The sequence below is a fragment of the Bacillus sp. AK25 genome (genome assembly GCF_048270685.1).
GTDB classification, from domain to species: domain Bacteria; phylum Bacillota; class Bacilli; order Bacillales; family Bacillaceae; genus Bacillus; species Bacillus altitudinis.
In genome coordinates this window covers 2,742,266-2,765,069 of record NZ_JBLUWC010000001.1, presented here as the reverse complement: position 1 = coordinate 2,765,069, position 22,804 = coordinate 2,742,266, and the positions used below count along the sequence as shown (strand labels likewise).

The window sequence follows — 22,804 nt, the reverse complement described above, 5'->3', positions numbered from 1 at the left end:
TTTTTGTATATTTTAAACGTATTTTTAGTCCTATTACTCATTGCTGCGACAGCATTTTTTGTTGTCACTGAATTTGCGATTGTGAAAATTAGAGGCTCAAAAATCAATCAGCTGATTGAAAGCGGTGATAAGAGAGCCATTCATGTTCAGAAACTGACAACCAACCTTGATGAATATTTATCTGCCTGTCAGCTTGGCATTACCATCACGGCATTAGGCTTAGGGTGGTTAGGGGAGCCGACAGTGGAACATTTCCTGCATCCGCTTTTTGAAAAGGCAGGGCTTCATTCCGCTTTGACAGACATCATATCGTTTATCATTGCCTTTGTGATCATTACGTTTTTGCATGTTGTCGTTGGGGAACTTGCTCCCAAAACGATTGCCATTCAAAAGGCAGAAGCCGTCAGTCTTGTGACGGCAAAACCTCTTATTTTTTTCTATAAAGTCATGTATCCGTTTATTAAAGCATTAAATGGGGCTGCACGAGGCATTGTGAAATTATTTGGTTTTCATTCTGTCAAAGAACATGAAGTGGCGATTAGTGAGGAAGAATTGCGTCTCATTCTGTCTGAAAGCTACGAGAAGGGCGAGATCAACCAATCTGAATACAAATATGTCAATAAAATATTTGAATTTGATAACCGAGTGGCGAGAGAGATCATGATCCCGCGCACAGAAATCTCAGCCATTGAAATTGAACAGAGCCTGGAAGACGTGACGCATTATATGCTGAACGAAAGGTATACACGTTATCCTGTCATTAAAGAAGACAAAGATCATGTCATTGGTGTGATCAATAGCAAAGACGTATTTAAAGCAAGTTTTCTCAATCAAGAGGTGTCCATTGAAGACTTAATGCGCCCTGTTATTCGAGTCATTGAAAGTACACCGGTTCAAGAACTGCTGATTTTGATGCAAAAGGAACGGATTCATATGTCGGTGCTTGTAGATGAATACGGCGGAACAGCAGGTCTCGTCACAGTTGAAGACATATTAGAAGAAATTGTGGGCGAGATTCGAGATGAATATGATCAAGATGAGACCCCTCATATTGTGAAAAAAGGTGACTTTCATTATGTGATGGATGGGAAAGCCTTGATCGATGAAGTAAATGATTTATTGGATTTAGCGATTGAAAATGATGATGTTGATACAATTGCAGGGTGGATGATGACGCATAAAATTGATTTTGACATTGGAGATATCATTGAAGCAGAAGGCTGTGAATTTAAAATTGTCGATGCAGAAGATCATCATATTCGAACCATAGAAGTAAAAAAGGTTCACTTTTCCTAAAAACCTCCGAGCTATTGACGAGGTTTTTTTGCTTGGTAAACTTTATGTAAGAAGATTTGTTTCTGCCAACCGGCAGTGATTGATTTCACATAAAAAGGGTATGGTTTTATAGACATGATCAAAAGGAGCCAGTGAAATGAAAAAAATCAACGTACAAACAGACAAACACGATGACATGATAGACATTACCCATGAAGTTCAGCAATATGTCCGGGAAACTGGGATTCAAAACGGAACGGTTATGGTCTATTGTCCACATACGACGGCTGGAATCACCATTAATGAAAATGCCGACCCAGACGTCAAACGAGATATGCTGCGCCGGCTTGATGAAGTCTTTCCGTGGGAACATTCAAAAGATCGTCATATGGAAGGCAATACAGCAGCGCATATGAAAGCCAGTTATATGGGAGCATCTCAGCACGTTCTTGTCCATCATGGTGATCTTGTGCTTGGAACGTGGCAGGGAATCTATTTTTGTGAGTTTGACGGACCGAGACATCGTCACTTTTATGTACAGGTGTCATCTAACGAGTAAGGGCGGGGGAGAAGATGGGAGAATTCACAGCGTTACTTCAAATTGAACATGGCATCATTCAAGCACCAATGGCAGGAGGAGCGGTGACGCCGCAGCTTGTCGCCGCTGTTTCACAATATGGCGGTCTCGGCAGTTTAGCAAGTGGTTATGTACAGCCTGAAAAGATGAGGCAGCAAATCAGACAGGTCAAACAGCTGACATCTCGTCCATTTCAAGTGAATGTGTTTGTCCCTGAACCCATTTCAGAAACGAAAACAGAAGATGTATCATTTTGGACAGATCGGCTGCCTGTCATACCAGAAGCACAGATGATTCCTAGCGAGGAAGAATTATGGAAGGACTATGAACAAAAAATCAACATTCTTCAAGAAGAAGAAGTCCCAGCTGTGTCGTTTACATTTGCCTGTCCAAACGAACAAACAATTCATCACCTGAAACAAAAGGGGATCTTTCTCATTGGAACAGCTACAACAAAAGAAGAAGCACTGCTTTTAGAAGAAAAAGGAATGGATGCCATTGTTCTGCAAGGAAGCGAAGCAGGAGGGCACCGAGGCACCTTTTTACATTCAAAGGGAGATGCTCTGCAGGGACTTTTCTGCCTGATCAGTGATGTCAGGTCTGTCTGTCATATCCCATTGATTGCCGCTGGAGGTATCACAGACAGGACCACTATGAAAGCAGCACTAGCACTTGGAGCAGATGCGGTTCAAATAGGGACACGATTTTTAGCGAGTCAAGAAAGTGCTGCGGCAGATGTGTACAAAAAGGCGCTGTTACAGGCAGAAGGCAGTGAAACAGCGATGACACGGCTTTTCTCTGGAAAAAAAGCCAGAGGTATTGTCAATCAGTGGATGGAGGAAGAAAGACGAAATGAAGACCGGGTTCTTCCCTATCCTATACAGCATGTATGGACAACACCGATGCGAAAAGTGGCAGCTGCTGCAGGAAACCGAGAACAAATGGCTCTTTGGGCAGGTCAGGGGGTTGGCCGCATTCTCTCGATTTTAACCGTTGAAGAGATCATGCATGAACTCACGCAGATATAATTTGATGATGGGTGGTGTGACAGGATGGAAATCTTAAAACATTCATATCGGAAAAAAGGACAAATTGAATTTCTATTTGATGATTTTCCGCACTCCCCTGCCGTCCTTACCCCCATTCGTCATTACTATTTCGTCCGTTATGTGAAATGGAATCAGCACGACCCTCCAGTCACAAGAAACGACCTAGAAGAAATGGAAATCCTAGCAAACACAATGCTTGGCACGCTCCACGATTACCGCAAACGCAAGGCATACAAAGGCCCCTTGTCATAACCTATAGACAAGAGGCCTTTTTTAGCTGCCAAACATTTGCCTCAGATAAATAACATCCATCCTAGTAGTCTGCGGCAGTAAATAAGCGGACTGAACCGCCCCTGGCCGTCTTCTGGCATTTAATTTATCGATAATCTCTGCAGCTGTTAAGATCCCAAGCCCATGCCCATAATATTGATCTTCCCCTAAGTAAATCACATTTTCTCCGCGCCATTGAGACTGTTGATAGCTAAACTCTGGATTCTCGAAATATAGGCAATCCCCATAAATAAAATCATTTCCGCGCTCTGTATAAATAGACAATGTATCATAGTGCCAGTCATACAGTGTTAAACTTCTAAGTCTTCGATTGAACTTCTCGTCTCCTACCGTTTGCAAGACTCCCATATAAAACACAATGACAATTGCTGTGGCACATTCAAAAGCATATTTTGAGCCATTTTCAAAGATGTCTTTAATCCCCGTAGATGGCTCGACTTGATAGCGCAGTTCTAACGCTCCGGCCTCTGATACACGCCAATAGGCGTCATTCGCACGGGACCTTTGAAAGATAGCAAATGAGGCACCGCTCTTGTTCAAATCTCTTGCCGCATTCATGATATTCGATCGTAAAGTCACCTCAAATAACAAATCAGATGCCTGCCTATAACGGAACGTATCATTTGAGGCTTGTAACTGCATCAAAATGATCCGCTTTTGTCCTTCTAGCTGAAACGATGCCAGCTGCTCATTTGTCACTGGCTGTCCTGAAAGGATAATCATATGAAAAGCGCCCCCTTTTGTATTAGCGTATGCGGGATGCTTGGGCAAGGAATCAATTTGTGAAAATAAACAAAAAGACATCCTTTTTATTTGAAAAACATGAAAATAATATGAAGCTGTCCGATATAAAACATAACGTTTAAAAGGAGGAAAAACATGAAAAGTATCATAAAATGGTTGAAAAAACCATCGATTTCTAAAAGGCTGATTATTTCATTCACACTTGTTCTCGTCTTGCCTATCATTACACTCAGTACGATTTCATATCAGATTGCCAAAGAAGAATTAGATCATGAAATCATGTACGGAGCCAACGCAAGAGTCAATGAACTGAATGACATGATCGAGCAAAAGCTTTTGAATAAGGAGAACGCAGTCAAACTGTTTACCGAAACATCCAGTGCTGCAGACTTTAAAAAGAAAAACCAGGACGAACTGTATGAGCATTTTGAGATATACAGTAAAATCAATGAAGATGATGTGGTTGGGTTTTATGCAGCAAGTAAAAATCGTGACTTTATTCAGTATCCTAAAGTGGATATGCCAAAGGACTATGACCCAACAACTCGTGACTGGTACAAAGCGGCGATGCAGGACGAGACAGGTGAACCTGTTGTCACCAATCCATACGTCTCAGCCACAACAGACAGCATGGTTGTCACAATTGCCCAACGCTTGAAGGACGGGTCTGGAGCAATAGGAATCGACATTGAAGTTCAAGACATTGTCGATAAAATCAAAGACATTAAAATTGGACGAGAAGGATATCCAATTATTGCAAATAAAAACAAACAGATTGTCGCTCATCCAGAAGAAAAATCAGGATCTGCAGTGACTGAAAATATTTCATCAATCCTTTACAGCGGCAAAGAAGGAACATCAACTTATGAGAATAAAGGAGAGCATAAACGTCTCGTTTTTGTGACAAATGATTTAACAGGTTGGAAAATTGCTGGAACGATGTTTGTATCAGAAACAGAAGAAGCAGCACAGCCAGTTTGGAATTCTGCCATTATTCTTTTAATTTCTTCTTTTATCCTTGGCGGTATTGCGATCTTCTTTATCGTTCGCTCCATCACAATTGGACTTAGAAGGCTTGTTGATTTCTCCGAAAAGGTGAGTGAAGGGGATCTAACGGAAACCCTTGAAACCAAATCGAAGGATGAAATAGGAGACCTCACAAGAAGCTTTAGCAAGATGAGTGAATCTTTACGTGAAGTCATTCGAGCGGTCCAGCATTCTGTTGATAATGTGGCTTCAGCTTCAGAAGAGCTGACCGCTAGTGCCAGCCAAACGAGTCAGGCGACAGAGCATATCACAATGTCGATTGAACAATTCTCAAATGGGAATGAAGCACAAAATGAGAAAGTCGAATCTAGCACGAATCAGCTTGTTGCGATGAATGAAGGATTACAAGGTATGTCACAAACTTCATCAGAAGTGACTGCTGTCTCCATTCAATCGACAGAAGCGGCCGGACAAGGCGGACGTATCGTTGAAAGCACAGCCAATCAAATGAAACATATCGACACATCTGTACAAGAAGCAGAACAAGTCATGAAAGAATTAGAATACAAATCTAAAGATATTACGAGCATTTTAAATGTCATTAATGGCATTGCAGATCAAACGAATTTACTTGCACTCAATGCAGCCATTGAAGCAGCAAGAGCAGGTGAATCAGGGCGCGGCTTCTCTGTCGTAGCAGAGGAAGTCAGAAAACTAGCGGTCCAATCCGCAGATTCAGCGAAAGAAATTGAAAAGCTGATCCAAGAAATTGTGTTAGAAATTTCCAAATCTCAAGAGATGTTCAAAGCTGTTAACCGAGAAGTAAATGCAGGACTTGGGATGACAGAAGAAGCAAAAGAAAGCTTCCAGAACATTTATGAAGCGGCAGAAGGTATGTCTAAAAAGCTGACTCAATTAAATGATACAGCGGTTGACCTATCAAGCGGTTCAAAAATTGTGTCACAAGCCATGCAGGAGATGCGTCAAGTTTCAAGAGAAAGTGCGGCGAACATTCAAGATATTGCGGCATCTGCTGAAGAACAATTGGCATCTATGGAAGAAATTTCGTCCTCTTCTGTAACACTTGCCAATATGGCTGAGGAACTAAAAGAACTGACAAGTCAATTTAAAATTGATTAAAAAACGATGAAAAAATATCCAGAATTGTCTGGGTATTTTTTTTATTTTTAAACATCATTTCCATCCCTCTAAAAATAAACCTTTCATCCGATAATAACTTTAGAGAAGTAAAGGGGGAAAGAGAAAATGGGAAAAATGATCCAATCGTTCAAAAAACCATCCATTTCTAAAAAATTAGTTATTGCCTTTTTGGTAGTCCTCATACTGCCAACCGTCGCACTCACAATCAGTGCATTTTTTACATCAAAAACAGAGTTAGACAAACAGATTATGGGCAGTGCGATGAGTCAGGTCAATGCATTTGATACCTTAATCGATGAGAATATTGGGAACAAGGCAGAGGCTGTAACCCTGTTTACAGATGATCTCAAGGCGTCTAATCTTCAAGAAAAAAATAGAAAAGCTACCATTAAAGAATTGCAGCAATACGGAAAAATTAATGAAAAAGATGTCTCAGCCATTTATGCAGGTTCAGAAAAGGGCTTGTTCATGCAATACCCAGTTCAAAAAATGCCTGATGGCTATGACCCGCGAGAGCGTCCGTGGTATCAAGAGGCCATGAGTGCTGATGGTAAACAAGTCATCACGAAGCCATATGTCGCAGCATCTACAGGTAAAATGGTCATCACCATTGCCCAAAAAACGAAAGATGGCTCAGGGGTGATTGGTCTTGATATGGAAATTGACAGCCTCATTCAAAAGCTAAAAGAAATCAAAATAGGTCAAAAAGGATATGCTTTCATCATGGAGAAGGATAAAACTGTGTTAGCAGATCCAACCCAAAAGCCAGGAAGCAAAGTCAATGAGAATTTGGCGAACATTATTTTTAAAAACAAACAAGGAAACGGCAGCTATACACTCAATGGAACAGATAAAAAAGTGGCGTATGTCACAAATGAACTAACCGGCTGGAAAATCGGCGGCACGATGCTTGTATCAGAAGTAGAGGATGCAGCTAAACCCGTTTTCAATACAGCCATTATTGTGTTCAGTGTGACACTGATCGTAGCAGGAACCCTCATCTTCTTTATTGTCCGCTCTATTTCAAGTAGATTATCCAATCTTGCCCGTTTCTCGAAAAAGGTCAGCGAAGGTGATTTACGTGATAAACTTCAGATTCAATCAGATGATGAAATAGGACAAGTTGGTAAAGGCTTTAATACGATGATTGACTCATTAAGATCCCTCATTGGTGCCGTCCAAACCTCCGTTGAAAATGTCGCTTCTTCATCAGAAGAACTGACCGCAAGCGCAGGACAAACAAGTAAAGCAACAGAGCATATTACATTAGCCATTGAACAATTCTCTACTGGTAACGAAAGCCAGAATGATAAAGTGGAATCAAGCTCAGAAGAATTAGAAGAAATGAACAGAGGCCTTCAGCACATGAACGAGTCGGCTGAATCGATTACCGCTTCATCCATCAAATCAACAGAGATTGCAGGAGAAGGCGGACAGCTAGTAGAAAAAACCGCTTCTCAAATGAACGTGATTGATCAATCAGTGAAAAAAGCAGAGAATGTCATCAGTGCGCTGGAAAGCAAATCAAAAGATATTACCCAGATTCTTGGTGTCATTAATGGCATCGCAGATCAAACGAATTTACTTGCGCTGAATGCAGCGATTGAGGCAGCAAGAGCTGGAGAATCTGGTCGAGGTTTCTCCGTTGTAGCAGAAGAAGTAAGAAAACTTGCTGTTCAATCTGCCAACTCAGCGAAAGAAATTGAAAACTTAATCAAAGAAATCGTTCAAGATATTGATGTATCACAAGAAGTATTCACAGCAGTAAATCAAGAAGTTCAATCAGGCTTAAGCTTTACTGAACAAACGAAAGTCAGCTTCCACAATATTTTCGACATGACCAAAGAAATCTCAGATCAGCTCCAAACAATGAATCGAACAGTTGTCCAGTTGTCAAAAGGATCTGCACATGTTTCTGAGGCTGTCCGTGAGATTGCAGACGTATCACGTGAAAGCTCCGCCAATATCCAAGACATTGCCGCTTCAGCAGAAGAACAGCTGGCATCAATGGAAGAGATCAGCTCATCCTCTGCCACCCTTTCTTCAATGGCAGAAGAATTACGTGATTTGATTAGCAAATTTAAAGTCGAATAAACCAAATGAAAAGAACCTCCAGCTAGGGGGTTCTTTTTTGAAGTGAATAAACCGAAAGAAATAGGTAAATATGCTTATTTTGGTGGTTTTTTGAACATTACACCTTGAAAAATAATCCGTATTACCCAAGAATAGAGGGGGATGATCCCAAATCATAAACCAAAAGGAGTAGAGTCATGAAAAAAATCAACTTTTTTAAGCACTTTACGATGTCAAAGAAATTAATTACTGCATTCTTAGCGATTCTCCTAGTGCCCATTCTTGTGTTGGCCGCATTTTCCTATGAAGTGGCGTCTAAGTCTCTCAATGATGAGATTATGTCTAGCGCTGCAAATGGTGTGAATCAATTAAATGAATTGATCAATAAAGATGTACAGCCTAAAATTGATATTGTTTCATATTTATCTAAATCGGTGAAAAAAAAGGAACTGGCCTCTAAAAATAAGGATTTACTTAAGGTGAAATTAGAGCAACTATCGGAAACAGACGACGATGTTGTAGAAGTATTTGTTGCAGATCAGAATGGTAAACTAACTGAATATTCCGAGATTCATAAAGGTAGTGCCAAAAGCGCAAAAAATGAACCATGGTTTCAACAATCAATGGGAGATGACAAACTCATCATTTCAGATCCTTTTACAGACAAGTCATCAGATGACCTGCTCATCACAATATCAGAACAATTAGCAGATGGTTCAGGTGTCATTGGTATAAATGTACGATTGAACACGATTGTGAAAGATACAAACAGCATCAAAATTGGTCAAGAAGGTTATGCGTTTGTCGCTACCTCAGACCAACGTTACATTGCTCATAAAACGGAAAAGGCCGGGACAAAATTGACAGGAGATTTTATTCAGAAGTTGTATAGCAATAAAAAAGGCAGTTTCGAATATGAATTCAACGGACAGCCGAAGCAAATGTTTTATGACACAAATGAAGCGACAGGCTGGAAGCTTGCGGGAACAATGTATGTCAACGAAGTGAAGGAAGCCGCACAGCCAGTGCTTGACTTAACCATGATTATCCTAGCTGCTGCGATTGTCATCGGTGGAATCGCGATTTATTTTATTATTAAATCGATCCGAAAACCACTCATAGAGCTCTCTGAATCGGCTGAGAAAATCAGTCAGGGGGATCTCACCCAGCATATCGAGGTGCGCACACACGATGAAATCGGAAAGCTTGCACAGAGCTTTAACGATATGTCGGCAAAGCTGAAACAAGTCATTCAAGCCGTCCAGAATTCAATTGAAAATGTTGCTGCTTCATCTGAAGAATTAACGGCTAGTGCAGGACAGACAGCCCAAGCGACTGAGCATATTACCTCATCTATTGAACAGTTCTCAAACAGCAATGAACATCAAAATGAGATGATCGAAAAAAGCTCTGTCCAGTTAAACGACATGGATCGAAGCTTATCACATATGGTCAACACGACTTCTCATATGATGGAATCATCTATTGAGTCTAGCAAAACCGCTCAGGCTGGTGGAGAGCTCGTTCAAAAAACAGCAGGTCAAATGCAAACGATTGAACAAGCAGTGAAAGAAGCAGAGCTTGTGATTGCAGGGCTAGAACAGAAATCTAAGGACATTACAAGCATTCTTGGAGTTATCAACGGCATTGCAGATCAGACGAACCTCCTTGCTTTAAATGCAGCGATAGAAGCAGCACGTGCAGGTGAGGCAGGAAGAGGCTTCTCTGTGGTCGCTGAAGAAGTCCGCAAATTGGCAGAGCAATCAGGCAGCTCTTCAAAAGAAATTGAAAGCCTAACGAACGAAATCGTAGATGAAATTGAAAAGTCGCAGAAGATGTTTAGACAAGTAGCAGGTGAGGTTCAATCTGGATTAAACATTACAGATGAAACGAAAGTGAGTTTTGAGAAAATCACCCATAAGACATCAGAAATGACAGAACAAATGAAACAAATGAACGGATCAGCCCAAGAACTTTCTCATGGCTCAAACGATATTTCACAAGCAGTCAATCAAATCAAAGAGCTTTCACGTGAAAGTTCCGCAGGGTTCCAAGATATTGCGGCTTCAGCAGAAGAACAGCTGGCATCAATGGAAGAGATCAGCTCATCTTCCGCCACTTTATCTCAAATGGCAGAAGAACTGAGAGAGCTCATCAAACAATTTAAAATATAAGAGTCATAGTGTAACACCTGACGTTTTGACGTCAGGTGTTTCAGCGTGTAGACAAACCCTCGCATTCGGTGTCAGTCCTGCGCTTCGGTGCTCACGAATGTCAAATTCGCTCCGCGCCGATGCTCGTCCTTCCTAGACTGCAAAGGTTTTCTATCACGCTGAAAAGAAGACAAAAGGCTAAAATAAAATTCATTTTAGCCCTTTGTCAATAATTTGGAACACCTGACGTTTTGACGCCAGGTGTTTTTCCGTTCTTTGCACATAATTTGGGTATTTTGGACTTATCTAGACTTTAATAAATTAAAAAAGTAAAGAACCTAGTAGTACTTCCGATATATATACTATCTTACTAAAAGGAGTTTTCTTTTTTATGAATTTCATACAGTATTTCAAAAAACCATCGATATCAAAAAAGCTCGTTTTCTCTTTCTTATTTATTCTTTTATGCCCAATTATCGTATTGGCATTCTCTTCATATCATACGGCGAGCACCTCTTTAAATGATCAAATCATGCAAAGTGCAAAGGAAAATGTAGAACAGCTGGACAAAAACATTACGAAGGTTGTGAAAGTAAAAACAGACGCAGCCGATTTCTTTAGCAAATGGATTACGAAGAAAAAGTTGGGGCAAAAAGGAACGACTGATATTCAAGGGCGCTTTGAGCAATTCATGAGCATGAATGATGACACAGAAGGCATCTTTGTTGCTTCAAGTGATGGAAAAGTATTCTCAAGATATCCAAATCAAAAAATGCCTGCTGATTATGTCGCAACTGAGCGGGATTGGTACAAAGATGGCTGGGCGAAAAACGGTGAGCTGTCTGTTTCCGCTCCATATCCAACCGCATCAACTGGTACACTTGTTGTGACGATTTCTAAAAAACTAGAGGATGGTTCTGGTGTTATTGCGATGAACCTGGACATTGCGAATCTAGTAAAAGAGTCTAATAGTATCAATATTGGTAAAGAAGGTCATGCTTTTATCGGAAGCCCAGATCGGACATACGTGGCACATCCAACGAAAAAAGCAGGAACAAAATTAACAGGTGATTGGGTAGACAAGCTTTATACACAAGACAAAGGTTCAATGAGTTATATGTTTGAAGGAAAAGAAAAGCAAATGGAGTTCACAACAAACAAAGCGACTGGTTGGAAAATTGCCGGTACAATGTTTGTCAATGAAGTAGAAGAAGCGGCGCAGCCAGTCTTCAACATGGCGGCCATTATATTAGCTGGTGCGCTCATCATTGGCGGGATTCTCATCTTCTTTATCATCCGTTCTATTACAAAACCGCTTTCCATGCTTGTCTCCTCTTCTAAGAAGATTAGCGAAGGAGATTTAACAGAAAAAATTGATGTTAAATCAAAGGATGAAATTGGTCAGCTCGGTACAAGTTTTAATGAAATGAGTGAGTCACTCAGAGGCGTCATCCAAGCTGTACAGACATCTGTTGAAAACGTGGCGTCATCGTCTGAAGAACTGACGGCAAGTGCAGGTCAAACGACAAAAGCAACCGAACATATTACATCATCCATTGAAACATTCTCGAATGGAAACGAAAATCAAAGCGAAATGGTGGAACAAAGTGCAGCCCACTTGAAACAAATGAACGAAGGGCTAAATGAAGTTGCACAAACATCTGATGTCATTACAGAATCATCGGTTCAATCAAAAACAGTCGCAGAAACAGGCGGACAGCTTGTTGAACAGACAGTTGGCCAAATGAAAACGATTGATCATTCAGTGAAAGAAGCTGAAAGTGTGATCAACGGATTAGAGCATAAATCAAAAGATATCACCAACATTTTAGGTGTCATTAACGGTATAGCAGATCAAACGAATTTACTGGCTCTGAATGCAGCCATTGAAGCAGCACGTGCGGGTGAGTCAGGCAGAGGCTTCTCGGTTGTAGCAGAAGAAGTCCGTAAACTGGCAGTTCAATCATCAGATTCTGCAAAAGAGATTGAAAAACTCGTCAAAGAAATTGTCTCTGAAATTGAAACGTCTCAAAATATGTTCAAATCTGTGAATGAAGAAGTAAAAAATGGTCTATCAATTACAGACCAAACAAAAGAAAGCTTCTCACAAATCAATCAGCAAACGGCAGAAATTGCGACAATAATCAATGAAATGAATACGACAGTTCGTGAGCTTTCAAAAGGATCTGAGCAAATTTCTAAAGCAGTGAATGAAATTGCAGATGTATCGAGAGAGAGTTCAGCAAGTATTCAAGATATCGCAGCATCGGCAGAAGAACAGCTGGCATCAATGGAAGAGATTAGTTCTTCTTCGACGACGCTTTCCCAAATGGCGGAAGAATTGCGTGACTTAATTAAAAAATTCAAGATCAGTGAATAATGGAAAGTGGTTCTCCTCAAGGGGAACCGCTTTTCTTTTTAAGAGATGATCTCGTACAATAGAGGAAATCCGAAGAAAAGGAGAGATGTTATGCGTTTATCAAATAAGAAGGTCATTGCGTTAGTCAGTGATGATTTTGAAGATTTAGAGCTATGGTATCCCGTTTTGCGATTAAGAGAAGAGGGGGCAACTGTCCATCTCGTAGGCGAAAAAGCAGATCATGAATATATCGGGAAGTACGGAGTGCCAGCTGTATCAGATGCAGACTTCTATTCCATTCAAGCAGATGATTATGATGCGGTTCTCGTTCCTGGGGGATGGGCGCCCGATAAACTTCGCCGATATCCAGAAGTATTAGACATCGTTCGTACGTTTGATGCAAAGGGCAAACCGATCGGACAAATCTGTCATGCCGGCTGGGTGCTCATTTCAGCTGGTATCCTGAAAGGTAAAAAAGTAACGAGTACACCTGGTATTAAAGATGATATGACAAATGCTGGAGCGGAATGGTTTGATGAAGCCGTTGTGACAGATGGTCATATTGTATCAAGCAGACGCCCGCCGGACCTTCCGCCATATGTGAAAGCATTTGCCGATGTATTAGCGGCAAACTAGTTTCACACGAACAAACAAAGGGCTGTAAAACGCCCTTTGTTCATTAATGCCTCATTACATTTGTCTGTCGGCTGGATAGATAATGCCCATTTGTCTTCTCGCCTCGTCCATGACGGACATGGTTTGAACGGATAAGGCAAATGTATTGACTGGCGACTGTCCCTTTTTTTGCTTGATGCATTGAATGAAATGATCGATTTCATAATACATAGCGGGTTGATCATCTTTGATAGAAATATCGGTTTGCTGTCCATTCCGATCATGGATGATGATACGAGAAGGGCGATGGAATTGATCAATCACCATCGTGGCATCCTCCCCTTGAATTTCAGCAGATACATGAGATGTTGAGATTTTTGAATGGAAAAGAAGTGCTTGATGTCCTTCATATTGTAAAAGTAATGAACCGCTCCCATCTACTCCAGAAGAAAGTGTATAGCCTCTCGCGGTGATTTGATGTGGCAGCCCGAATAAATAAATGATGGGAAAGACAAGATACACGCCGATGTCCATTAAGGAGCCATTGGATAATTCCGGCTTAAAAGCATTTGGAATCTCACCGTTTCGGTAGGCATCGTATCTTGAGGAATATTTACAGTAATGAGCGATCACTTGCCGAATGGGGCCTAGTTGATCAAGATGCTGTTTGATTTGAAGAAAATTCGGCAGAAAGGTGGTCTTCATCGCTTCCATTAAGCACACCTGATATTTTTTCGCAGCAGCAATCATTTCTTCAGCCTCTTTCCGGTGAGAGGCCAATGGTTTTTCACATAATACATGTTTTTGATGCGCCATCATCAGCATCGCTTGCTCTTTGTGAAGGGCGTTTGGACTTGCGATATACACAGCATCAAACGCATCACTTGCCGCCATTTGTTGTAAATTAGTAAAGACGGTATCAATGCCATACTTGTCTGCAAATGCCTGTCCTTTTTCAGCAGACCGAGAATAGACGGCCGTACATGTAAAATCCGCCACTCCTTCACCAGCCTGTAAGAATCGATCTGTAATCCAATTCGTTCCGATGACAGCAAATCGAATCATCACATTCCCTCCTTCTGCTTTTCTCTGATTATACATGCTTTGAAAGCGTTTGTATGAAAGAATCTTCTTTTTTATTGAAAAGCGGATGAAACCTTTACCTTAGCTGATGCGTCTTACATAAAGAATATAAATGTACGAAAAGTGGATAGTTTCCTCCTTCATTCGGGTAATACTTGAGAAGGAGGGAGGAGGAAACGAACATGAAGCGCATCCTACATATAGGAAGTACATACGCATTCGCGCTTTTATTTATAGCAGCCGGTGTTTTTCATGTGATAGAGCCAAGCGGCTTTGCCCGCATGATGTCTGGATGGCCATTTCCCTATGGCATCATTTATGCCACCGCATGCTTGGAATGGCTGCTGGCCGTATTACTACTTCTTCCAAACGTAAGGATTGTGGCAGCAAAAATGATCGCTGTCTATCTGGTGCTCATTTTCCCTGCGAACCTATTTGCTGCGAGAGAAGGGATTCCATTTCCAGGGCAAGAGAGCACAGAACAAGCCTTGTTATGGATGAGGTTAATCGGACAACCGATTTTGATTGGATGGGCCATGTCCATTGCGAAACGTGAAAAAAAGCTAAAACAATGATCACAAAATGATGATCAAGTAGTGTACAATTTACTAATAAAATAGCCCGTGTTTGGAGGAAAGATATGAATTCTATGCAAATGTGGAGCAGTCGATTTAGAAAATTTTTTCTTGATAACAAGTTTGTTCTCTTTTTACTCATCCTGCTATTAATAGGGTTGAATATCCTTGTTTTCATGAAAGCATCTTTTATTTTCACACCGCTCATTGTACTCATCAAAACCATTGCCTTGCCGATTATTTTAACGGGGGTTGTGTATTATTTATTAAATCCAATTGTGAATTTATTAGAGAGATTTAAGGTCAAACGGATCTTTTCGATTTTGCTTTTATATATCGTCATTATTGGGATCATTACAGTGACCATTGTATCTATTATTCCTTTTTTACAAGCACAAACGATGAGTCTGTTTCATAATCTGCCAAAATACGTTGATACGGTAGAAGAACAGATTAGACAATTAACTGGAAGCAACTTTATTAGTCAAGTGCAGAAAACGATGAACTTTAACGTCTCTGAATTGGTGAGTAAAGCGTCAAGTCAAGCGACGAAGATTTTGGAAAGTACTTTTACTGGAGTCGGCACTTTCTTAGGGGCGCTTACTGAAATTATCATCTCGATCGTGACGGTTCCGTTCATTCTGTTTTATCTATTAAAAGACGGCAAAAAACTGCCTGACTATTTCTTGAAATTTATCCCGAATAAGTTTAGAGACCATACTCATATCGTGCTTCACGAAATGAACCATCGTCTAAGTTCTTATATACGCGGGCAGATCATTGTCAGCTTCTGTATCGGTATTCTTCTTTTAATTGGCTATATGATTATTGGACTTGACTATGCGCTGCTGCTGGCGATTATTGCGGCATGTACAAGTGTAGTGCCATACCTTGGTCCAACCATTGCGATTACACCAGCGATTGTGATTGCGCTTGTGACATCACCAGTGATGCTTTTAAAACTCATCATTGTCTGGACAGTGGTTCAACTTATTGAAGGGAAATTCATTTCTCCTCAGGTCATGGGGAAAAACCTTCATATCCATCCGATTACGATTATTTTTGTTCTATTAACAGCAGGTAAATTGTTCAGCGTCGTTGGCATCATTGTTGCGATTCCGACGTATGCCGTTCTGAAAGTGATCACGACCCACCTGTTTGATTGGTTCAAAATGCGATCCAATTTGTATAAAGAAGAAAAGGTTTGATGTCATAATCTTTTTTAGAAAAAAATATAGTATCATAAAGACGAGCTTTCGAAAAAGAAAGCTTGTCTTTATGTGGACATAGATGTTTGCCTTCAAAAGATCAGAATTGAAAGGAAAGAAAATCATGAATCTATGGGATTTATTCGTGGCACTGGTTTTAGGAATTGTCGAGGGATTAACAGAGTATGCACCTGTCTCGTCTACAGGGCATATGATCATTGTTGATGATCTTTGGCTAAAATCAAAAGACATCATTACGCCAGAGGCTGCAAACACATTTAAAGTCGTGATTCAGTTAGGTTCAATTTTAGCTGTCATGATCGTGTTTAAAGATCGTATTTTGAACTTGTTAGGCTTAAAGAAAAATATCACAGAAGAACAAAAACGCAGCGGACATAAGCTGACCATTGCTCAAATTGCTGTTGGACTCGTCCCAGCCGTCATTTTAGGATTCTTATTTGAAGATTATATTGATAAATATTTGTTTGATGTGAGAACGGTCGCTGTCGGTTTGATTTTAGGGGCTGTGCTGATGCTTGTCGCTGATTGGATCAATAAACGTAAAACAGAAACAAGCTCTGTGGATAATATGACGTACAGACAAGCGCTGTATATCGGGCTATTTCAATGTTTAGCACTATGGCCAGGCTTCTCGCGTTCAGGTTCTACAATAGCAGGTGGTGTTATTCTTGGACTGAATCACCGAGCGGCGGCTGACTTTACGTTTATTATGGCCATGCCGATTATGGCGGGAGCAAGCCTCTTAACACTTGTTAAAAATGCCGAATATTTAACAACAGACATGCTTCCATTCTTTATTGTCGGCTTTGTGAGTGCGTTTATTGTGGCTCTCTTTGTTGTTCGATTCTTCCTAAAACTGATTAATAAAATCAAACTTGTGCCTTTTGCGATCTACCGAATCATCCTCGGTCTGATTTTATTTATCCTGTTTATGTAATGATGGAAAACTACTCTTTTAAAAGAGTAGTTTTTTTGTTTTTTTTGCCCTTTTAAACAGTAAAAACAGCCTCTTAATTGGTAGAAAAAGAAGTTTTTTCTTAAATTAGTGTTTAAGTGACAAAGAAAAGGGTAGTACATAAACATACCAATTAAAGGAGGAGTTAGAAATAATGAGGAAAACAAGTAAATTTTTTGTTAGCTCTATGATTGCTACGTCAATGGTTGCTGTCCCTTTATCTCTTACGACTTTTGGTCAAAAGGCTGAAGCTGCTACGACAACAGGTGTCGATGGAAGTGTCTCGATTGATCCAGTAGCCATTGCCGATAAAATTGAACAAGCAGTAAAATCATCTCAAAATCGTGATGGATTTGTAAAAAATGCGGCATACAGTGCATTTTATGAAGCAGGTCAAAATTACAACGTAGTTGTTCAAAACTTAAGCCAAGATCATGATTTTAGCGGACTGAACAATGTTGTCTATTATGATAGTGTTGAATATGACGGCATTACGTTTGGTATTTGGGTATTTGAAGATGGTACGTTTGTCAACAATGGTGACGGCGGCTATATTAACTGGACTTTTGTTGGCAGCTTTGACCGCGAAGAAGGAAGCGGTACTGTCGATTTCCATAAAAGATTCTAATCTCAACGTCAAAAGTCTGCCGATTCATCGGCAGACTTTTTTAAAGCGCACATTCTTCTATTTCAAAACCTAAATCTTCAATGATGTGATGATCGGTTTGAACTTGCTGTCCTTTTGTCGTTAAATAATCGCCTACAAAAATAGAGTTCGCTGCATATAATGCTAGAGGCTGAAGCGTTCGTAAATTAAACTCTCTTCCCCCAGATACTCGAATTTCCTTAGCCGGGTTGATAAATCGCATCAGTGCCAAAACCTTCAACGCTTTGATCGGATGTGTGCGTTCTTGATGTTCAAGAGGCGTTCCTTCAATTGCATGGAGAAAGTTGACGGGAATCGAATCCGCATCAAGGGCTCTAAGCGCAAAAGCCATTTCGACAATTTGCTGATTGGTTTCGCCCATCCCAATAATAACTCCTGAACATGGTGACATCCCTGACTGTTTGACCTTCTCAAGGGTCGATACGCGGTCATCATACGTATGGGTCGTTGTAATTTGAGCATGATGATCTTGATGTGTATTGAGATTATGATTATACCGATGAACACCCGCTTCCTTCAGCCGCTTTGCTTTTTCTTCATTTAATAACCCAAGGCATGCACACACCTTCAAAGGCATCGTCTCGGTAATTTCCTTTACTGCTGCGGTGACTTCATCTAATTCACGGTGCGAAGGTGCTCTCCCGCTTGCTACAATACAATAAGTCCCTGCTTTTCTTTTTAACGCCTCACGCGCACCGGCCACAATGGTTTTTTGGTCAAGCATTGTATATTTCTCAAGCAGAGCTGTTGAAATCACCGATTGTGAACAATACCCGCAGTTTTCAGGACAATATCCGCTTTTGGCGTTAAAGATCATATTTAACTTCACCTTTTTTTGAAAAAAATGAAATCTCACCTGATAAGCTGCATGCATAATAGGCAGCAACTCTGCGTCGTCTGCTCCAAGAATTTTTAGACCTTCTTCCATCGTAATTGGTTCATCATTGATGGCTTTCTTCACGATCGTTTCCCAAGACAAAGACGTTATTTTTCCCATCATAAGCCCCTCTCAATATGTAAACTTATTTTTATTAAAAGTTAACATAATAGATAGAGATTGGCAAGCACTGGTAAGCAGCTTAAAAGTAAAAACACAAAAAGGCGATGAACATGTAGTCATCGCCTTTTCATATGAAAAAAATCGCTTAACGAACAGTAATATAGTTAATAACAAGCTCACCTAGTGAATTATAGTAAGACACTGTAACAGAACCGCGTTGTACAGCACGGATCCAAGTGAAGTTTGGAGCAGTTTGGTCTAATTGAATGGCATACGTTGCGCCTGAGACAGAAATTTGACTTGCTGGAAGTGAAACAGCGATTGAAGAACCTACAGTAAGTGTGCGGTTCACTGTAATCACTTTATTCATAATAGGAGCTTTTGCTATAACTGGTTCTTTAGGCTGTGCAGCTGCATGAGCACCTTCTGTTTGGAAGAACGTAAGAGCACCTAAAGCAGCTAAAGACAATGTACAAGCTTTCATTAATTTTTTCATCGGTAACACTCCTTTTTTTGGTATATACATATATTAATAATAATAGAATTATATGTCAATCAAAATAAGTGGAAAAATGAGTATTTTTGGTGAAAATTGTCACATATTATGTAGAGGAAGACGATTTTATCCCAAAAAACATGATTTTTTATTCATATGTCATTCTTTTTTAGGGGGAAAAAGAGACATAAAAAAAGCTGGGTATCTACCCAGCTATGTGATGCTTTATGAAAAGAGATCTTTTATTTGTCGTCTGTCTGTTTTGGCTGACGGCCTTTTTGTTTCTCTTTCTCTCTAATGTAGTTAATAAAGTCGATGGTTTGTCTTCGTGCTTCTTCAGAAAAATCGGAGGCAGCTTTAAACGCAATTTGCAAATCAGGATCATCTGCAAGATCGTCATCAGAGGCGTTTTTGTCTTTACCTGTGAGAAGATAATCTGTTGAGACCCCGTATAACTCGGCGATTTTCACAATCATTTCACCATCTGGCTTTCTCAATCCATATTCCCAGTTAGCATAGGTTGACATCGCCTTTAATCCGAGTTTTTTGGCAACGGTAGACTTACTCCATCCATGCTTCTCTCTTAATTCAGTTAGAATCTTTCCAGTCAAATTATCCATCGGAAACACCTTTTTTCATATTATGTGTAAATTTTATCATGAATTACACGGAAAAGATAAATAAATACACAAAAAGAATAAAAATATGATTGACTTACTCGTTTTGTGTATATTATCATAATGAATATAACTTACACATAATGAGTAAGAGGTGGAAACATGAAACTTGAAAATTTACGAGAAGAACGAATATTACAAGGAAAAACACAAACGTATATGGCGAAAAAACTTGGATATAAGTACACGAGTGGCTATGCAAATATAGAAATGGGCCGAACAAAGCCCAGCTTAGAAATAGCCAAGCATATTGCAGATTTGCTAAATATCGGTGTTCAAGAGCTTTTTTTTGGTCAAAAGTTACACAAAAAGAGTAATAGTCTTGAGGAAGACCGTTCTTAAAAAGGGGAGACAAACAGAATGAATATCGAACATCCGATGGTGACGCAAATGAATGATTTCGGCTATCCAAAACGTTACTGGCCATATGAAATGTCCCGAAGTGGTTATCGATTAGAGGACGAGGACCGTGAGAAAGGATTTGATAATGATGAGACATCAGATGACATTTGATGCCCGAAAAGAAGCACAGCATTGCCTAGTACAAGCTGGCGGCTGGATCACTTTTCATCAAAAAGAGCCGATTTTTGCTTTCCCCACAGCAGAAGAAAAACGCACATACATGACCCTCATGGCAGAAAAAGCCGTTGATGACAAGAAGAAGGAAAGGAAGAATGCGACATGAATCGATTGAAGCAAATCATGACATTCCTGAAATGTTTGCTCAATGCGGGTCAAAACGAACAAGACATTCGGCAGTGGGCGAAGGATGACGGGAGATCGTAGCATGGTCCTTCATTTTATCATTGAAAAAGAACATTTATGCACAAAAGAGACATTGATAAACAGAATTCAAACAGCCGCTAAAGCGCAATGCAAAAGCAAAATAAAAGGCGCATTATCACTCGACATTCGCTCATTTTACAATATGCCCATTGATCTAGCGAACAGCCAAGACACGCGTACATCTGCTGAAAAAGGCTTGATACGCCCGGTACACATCAGCATTCTTCAACCAAATTTGCAGTATATAAAAGAAGCACTTCATGCCTTTACCGATGACGCCTCTTTACAGATTGTAGAATTAAGAGTTTCACAGTTTTATAGCATGCGTCCTCGAATGGAAATCATTTTAAATACGATGGGTGACGATATGAGATCCTCACCATCAAATAAGGAGACAAGCATATGAACGAGCCAAAACAACTCATGATTCAAGAAAACCAGACATTTGTCGGTGAAATGGAAAAAGGAAAGATTCAAGTCATTGTGTTAGATGGAAACGTAGGAACGGCTTATATGATGGATGTACCTGAGCATGGAAAAACGATTATTCAAACAGCAAAAGGGCATTTTGCAAGAGTCGATCATGAGATTGGTTTTAAAATCAGCTAGTCTGATGAACAAGAACAACTGAATAAGTCCAAGACGGAAAGCCTGCGGACACTGATCAAGACCCTATAAAAAGGGGCTGATTGGTGTCCGTTTTTTATTTTCTTAAAAAAGGGAGAGAGCACAGATGCAAGATTTACTGATCGAATATAAAAGAAGTTTAAAAGATGCCAGAAAACGATATGAACAATTGAAAGACAAAGAAGAGAAACAGATGTCAGATCAGGACAAACATGATCAAAAAATGATCGCCAGTATGGTCAGTGATTTAGAATATGTGGTGGAATGGCTTCAAATCGGTAGAGAGCCAGGCGCACGCAGAGGATTAGATAGACGGTCTGTGTACCAGCGCACCATTCTTGCTAATCAAGAGGTGTTAGAGGCTTTATCACATGAATACACCCTCATTCAAGAGAAAGAAAGAGAGGTAAGTGAGCGGGACAAAAGGCGAATTGACGAAGCCTTATCCGTTTTGACAGATCGAGAGAAAGACGTATTTTTTATGCACACAACGCAGGGTCTGTCATTTAGCGAGATTGCGATCATGCTAGATGTAAAAAAAGGAACAGTCCAAAAACATATGGAAAGAGCTCGGACCAAAATGTCCAAAAAAGTACAAGAACGCCTATTCAAAGCAGCTGAATAGGCGTTTTTTCTTTCATCACATCAATCTTCAAAAGCTTGTCTTACAGTTGCCACCTATAGTTAGAAAGACCAAACGAATGTTTGCTAGCCCGGCACAAATGATTTCTCTTCAGGGAATCATTCGAACTAAAAGGAGGCGGCAGGTGAATGTAAATGAAAGATAAACGGATAGAGGCTAAGCAGGATTATATGAAAGGGATGACGTACCAGCAGCTAGCGGATCAATACAACGTCTCCATCCATACCGTCAAATCATGGAAAAGACGATACGGCTGGCAAAGACAAAAAACACCGTCAAAGCAGGCGCACTCGATCTTTCATCAATTTCTTTCAGATGAAACGATTGAAATCATGGAAAAAATGGATGGGCGCACATCTCTTGATATCATCTGGGATCAAATTCAAATTCAATACGCAGCCATTATTCGAGCGCAGCGCATCATGCATGTAGCAGATCAAGATGACATGATCAAAGAACTGAAAAAGGCGACGTACTTGCCTTCTTCATTAGAGGAAGAAACAGGCGAAGGCATTCATCCAGAGCCAGAGATCACGGCAGAGGAATTTTCGTTTCAATTTTCATGGGATCGGCATGCTACTTTTTTAAATGCCCAATCTCGTGCAATGGGAGAGCTAAGACGGCTGATTAAACAGTTTGAAGAGCTCGCTCACGCAAAAGATGAACGAAGATTAAAGCTGAAGCAAATTGAGCTGACAATCGAAAAAACAAAAAAAGCAGTTCGTGAGGAAAAAGAAGAAGATCTTCATATCATGATCAAAAGAAAAGAGGACGATTCATGA

The 22,804-nt window shown here is 40.2% G+C and carries 25 protein-coding genes and 4 pseudogenes; 24 read left to right on the top strand and 5 right to left on the bottom strand.

The features are described 5' to 3' along the window. Nucleotides 1–3: 3 nt before the first annotated feature. The 4 genes from ACNO7B_RS14435 (at nucleotide 4) to ACNO7B_RS14420 (ending at nucleotide 3,153) form a co-directional block, all read left to right on the top strand. Nucleotides 4–1,296, top strand: a complete 1,293-nt coding sequence (locus tag ACNO7B_RS14435) for a hemolysin family protein (RefSeq protein WP_007500537.1) — start codon at nucleotides 4–6, stop codon at nucleotides 1,294–1,296. A 136-nt stretch (nucleotides 1,297–1,432) separates the two neighbouring features. After that, nucleotides 1,433–1,834, top strand: a complete 402-nt coding sequence (locus tag ACNO7B_RS14430; protein WP_025207889.1) for a secondary thiamine-phosphate synthase enzyme YjbQ — start codon at nucleotides 1,433–1,435, stop codon at nucleotides 1,832–1,834. A 14-nt stretch (nucleotides 1,835–1,848) separates the two neighbouring features. Next, nucleotides 1,849–2,880, top strand: a complete 1,032-nt coding sequence (locus tag ACNO7B_RS14425) for a nitronate monooxygenase (RefSeq protein WP_410685506.1) — start codon at nucleotides 1,849–1,851, stop codon at nucleotides 2,878–2,880. A gap of 24 nt (nucleotides 2,881–2,904) precedes the next feature. Then, complete coding sequence (locus ACNO7B_RS14420) at nucleotides 2,905–3,153, top strand: hypothetical protein (protein WP_017358966.1); 249 nt, start codon at nucleotides 2,905–2,907, stop codon at nucleotides 3,151–3,153. A 21-nt stretch (nucleotides 3,154–3,174) separates the two neighbouring features. Here ACNO7B_RS14420 and ACNO7B_RS14415 read toward each other — a convergent pair whose 3' ends face one another. Beyond that, a complete protein-coding gene (locus ACNO7B_RS14415; protein ID WP_008345763.1) occupies nucleotides 3,175–3,915 on the bottom strand; it encodes a protein-glutamine gamma-glutamyltransferase in 741 nt (246 codons plus the stop codon). Between the two features lie 156 nt (nucleotides 3,916–4,071). Here ACNO7B_RS14415 and ACNO7B_RS14410 point away from each other — a divergent pair. The 9 genes and pseudogenes from ACNO7B_RS14410 to ACNO7B_RS14370 form a co-directional block, all read left to right on the top strand. After that, nucleotides 4,072–5,121, top strand: a pseudogene (locus tag ACNO7B_RS14410) (cache domain-containing protein); the annotation flags it as partial. Continuing rightward, nucleotides 5,113–6,063 carry a methyl-accepting chemotaxis protein gene (locus ACNO7B_RS14405; RefSeq protein ID WP_410685518.1) on the top strand — a complete coding sequence of 317 codons (951 nt, stop codon included), beginning with the start codon at nucleotides 5,113–5,115 and terminating at the stop codon, nucleotides 6,061–6,063. The pseudogene ACNO7B_RS14410 and the gene ACNO7B_RS14405, both read left to right, overlap by 9 nt. A 126-nt stretch (nucleotides 6,064–6,189) precedes the next feature. Beyond that, nucleotides 6,190–7,233: pseudogene (locus tag ACNO7B_RS14400) on the top strand (cache domain-containing protein); the annotation flags it as partial. Continuing rightward, nucleotides 7,228–8,178 carry a methyl-accepting chemotaxis protein gene (locus ACNO7B_RS14395; RefSeq protein WP_370529239.1) on the top strand — a complete coding sequence of 317 codons (951 nt, stop codon included), beginning with the start codon at nucleotides 7,228–7,230 and terminating at the stop codon, nucleotides 8,176–8,178. The pseudogene ACNO7B_RS14400 and the gene ACNO7B_RS14395, both read left to right, overlap by 6 nt. 176 nt (nucleotides 8,179–8,354) lie before the next feature. Further along, a pseudogene (locus tag ACNO7B_RS14390) lies at nucleotides 8,355–9,392 on the top strand (HAMP domain-containing protein); the annotation flags it as partial. Continuing rightward, entirely contained in the window at nucleotides 9,384–10,331 is a 948-nt protein-coding gene (locus ACNO7B_RS14385) for a methyl-accepting chemotaxis protein (protein WP_370539194.1), read from the top strand. The pseudogene ACNO7B_RS14390 and the gene ACNO7B_RS14385, both read left to right, overlap by 9 nt. A 370-nt stretch (nucleotides 10,332–10,701) precedes the next feature. Beyond that, nucleotides 10,702–11,742, top strand: a pseudogene (locus ACNO7B_RS14380) (cache domain-containing protein); the annotation flags it as partial. Then, nucleotides 11,737–12,690: a methyl-accepting chemotaxis protein gene (locus ACNO7B_RS14375; protein ID WP_417901863.1), complete on the top strand. Its 954-nt coding sequence runs from the start codon at nucleotides 11,737–11,739 to the stop codon at nucleotides 12,688–12,690. The pseudogene ACNO7B_RS14380 and the gene ACNO7B_RS14375, both read left to right, overlap by 6 nt. 90 nt (nucleotides 12,691–12,780) lie before the next feature. Continuing rightward, nucleotides 12,781–13,305, top strand: coding sequence for a type 1 glutamine amidotransferase domain-containing protein (locus ACNO7B_RS14370; protein ID WP_008344162.1), 525 nt, complete (start codon nucleotides 12,781–12,783; stop codon nucleotides 13,303–13,305). A 54-nt stretch (nucleotides 13,306–13,359) separates the two neighbouring features. Here the strand turns inward: ACNO7B_RS14370 and ACNO7B_RS14365 are convergent, their stop codons facing one another. Next, nucleotides 13,360–14,349 carry a Gfo/Idh/MocA family protein gene (locus ACNO7B_RS14365; protein ID WP_375831057.1) on the bottom strand — a complete coding sequence of 330 codons (990 nt, stop codon included), beginning with the start codon at nucleotides 14,347–14,349 and terminating at the stop codon, nucleotides 13,360–13,362. Between the two features lie 200 nt (nucleotides 14,350–14,549). Here ACNO7B_RS14365 and ACNO7B_RS14360 point away from each other — a divergent pair, with 200 nt between their 5' ends. The 4 genes from ACNO7B_RS14360 (at nucleotide 14,550) to ACNO7B_RS14345 (ending at nucleotide 17,754) form a co-directional block, all read left to right on the top strand. Continuing rightward, nucleotides 14,550–14,942 carry a DoxX family protein gene (locus ACNO7B_RS14360; RefSeq protein ID WP_008344160.1) on the top strand — a complete coding sequence of 131 codons (393 nt, stop codon included), beginning with the start codon at nucleotides 14,550–14,552 and terminating at the stop codon, nucleotides 14,940–14,942. 65 nt (nucleotides 14,943–15,007) lie between these two features. Then, nucleotides 15,008–16,150 (top strand): AI-2E family transporter, encoded by a 1,143-nt coding sequence (locus ACNO7B_RS14355; protein WP_007500555.1) that lies wholly within the window; start codon nucleotides 15,008–15,010, stop codon nucleotides 16,148–16,150. A 124-nt stretch (nucleotides 16,151–16,274) separates the two neighbouring features. Next, nucleotides 16,275–17,108 carry an undecaprenyl-diphosphate phosphatase gene (locus ACNO7B_RS14350; RefSeq protein WP_024719699.1) on the top strand — a complete coding sequence of 278 codons (834 nt, stop codon included), beginning with the start codon at nucleotides 16,275–16,277 and terminating at the stop codon, nucleotides 17,106–17,108. A 172-nt stretch (nucleotides 17,109–17,280) separates the two neighbouring features. Next, on the top strand, nucleotides 17,281–17,754 hold the full coding sequence (locus tag ACNO7B_RS14345) for a hypothetical protein (RefSeq protein WP_007500557.1): 474 nt from the start codon (nucleotides 17,281–17,283) through the stop codon (nucleotides 17,752–17,754). Between the two features lie 40 nt (nucleotides 17,755–17,794). On the opposite strand, the gene bioB is transcribed toward ACNO7B_RS14345, so the two are convergent. The 3 genes from bioB to ACNO7B_RS14330 form a co-directional block, all read right to left on the bottom strand. After that, a complete protein-coding gene (gene bioB, locus ACNO7B_RS14340; protein WP_255234203.1) occupies nucleotides 17,795–18,790 on the bottom strand; it encodes a biotin synthase BioB in 996 nt (331 codons plus the stop codon). 148 nt (nucleotides 18,791–18,938) lie between these two features. Further along, on the bottom strand, nucleotides 18,939–19,289 hold the full coding sequence (locus ACNO7B_RS14335; protein WP_003213146.1) for a hypothetical protein: 351 nt from the start codon (nucleotides 19,287–19,289) through the stop codon (nucleotides 18,939–18,941). A 242-nt stretch (nucleotides 19,290–19,531) separates the two neighbouring features. After that, nucleotides 19,532–19,909: a helix-turn-helix domain-containing protein gene (locus ACNO7B_RS14330; RefSeq protein WP_007500560.1), complete on the bottom strand. Its 378-nt coding sequence runs from the start codon at nucleotides 19,907–19,909 to the stop codon at nucleotides 19,532–19,534. 159 nt (nucleotides 19,910–20,068) lie between these two features. Here ACNO7B_RS14330 and ACNO7B_RS14325 point away from each other — a divergent pair, with 159 nt between their 5' ends. The 7 genes from ACNO7B_RS14325 to terS all read left to right on the top strand — a co-directional run bounded on the left by ACNO7B_RS14325 (nucleotide 20,069) and on the right by terS (nucleotide 22,804). Beyond that, the gene (locus tag ACNO7B_RS14325; RefSeq protein ID WP_017358976.1) at nucleotides 20,069–20,308 is read left to right on the top strand and encodes a helix-turn-helix transcriptional regulator; all 240 of its coding nucleotides are present in this window, start codon (nucleotides 20,069–20,071) and stop codon (nucleotides 20,306–20,308) included. Between the two features lie 18 nt (nucleotides 20,309–20,326). Continuing rightward, nucleotides 20,327–20,479, top strand: coding sequence for a hypothetical protein (locus ACNO7B_RS14320; RefSeq protein WP_164704276.1), 153 nt, complete (start codon nucleotides 20,327–20,329; stop codon nucleotides 20,477–20,479). Continuing rightward, entirely contained in the window at nucleotides 20,457–20,651 is a 195-nt protein-coding gene (locus ACNO7B_RS14315; protein ID WP_234717158.1) for a hypothetical protein, read from the top strand. Before ACNO7B_RS14320 ends, ACNO7B_RS14315 begins: the two co-directional genes overlap by 23 nt. Before the next feature lie 102 nt (nucleotides 20,652–20,753). Continuing rightward, complete coding sequence (locus tag ACNO7B_RS14310; RefSeq protein WP_050826552.1) at nucleotides 20,754–21,158, top strand: Holliday junction resolvase; 405 nt, start codon at nucleotides 20,754–20,756, stop codon at nucleotides 21,156–21,158. A gap of 17 nt (nucleotides 21,159–21,175) precedes the next feature. Then, nucleotides 21,176–21,361, top strand: coding sequence for an XtrA/YqaO family protein (locus ACNO7B_RS14305; RefSeq protein ID WP_370648332.1), 186 nt, complete (start codon nucleotides 21,176–21,178; stop codon nucleotides 21,359–21,361). A gap of 124 nt (nucleotides 21,362–21,485) precedes the next feature. Then, a complete protein-coding gene (locus ACNO7B_RS14300) occupies nucleotides 21,486–22,004 on the top strand; it encodes a sigma-70 family RNA polymerase sigma factor (protein WP_017358981.1) in 519 nt (172 codons plus the stop codon). A gap of 152 nt (nucleotides 22,005–22,156) precedes the next feature. Further along, nucleotides 22,157–22,804, top strand: a complete 648-nt coding sequence (terS, locus tag ACNO7B_RS14295) for a phage terminase small subunit (RefSeq protein ID WP_035701158.1) — start codon at nucleotides 22,157–22,159, stop codon at nucleotides 22,802–22,804.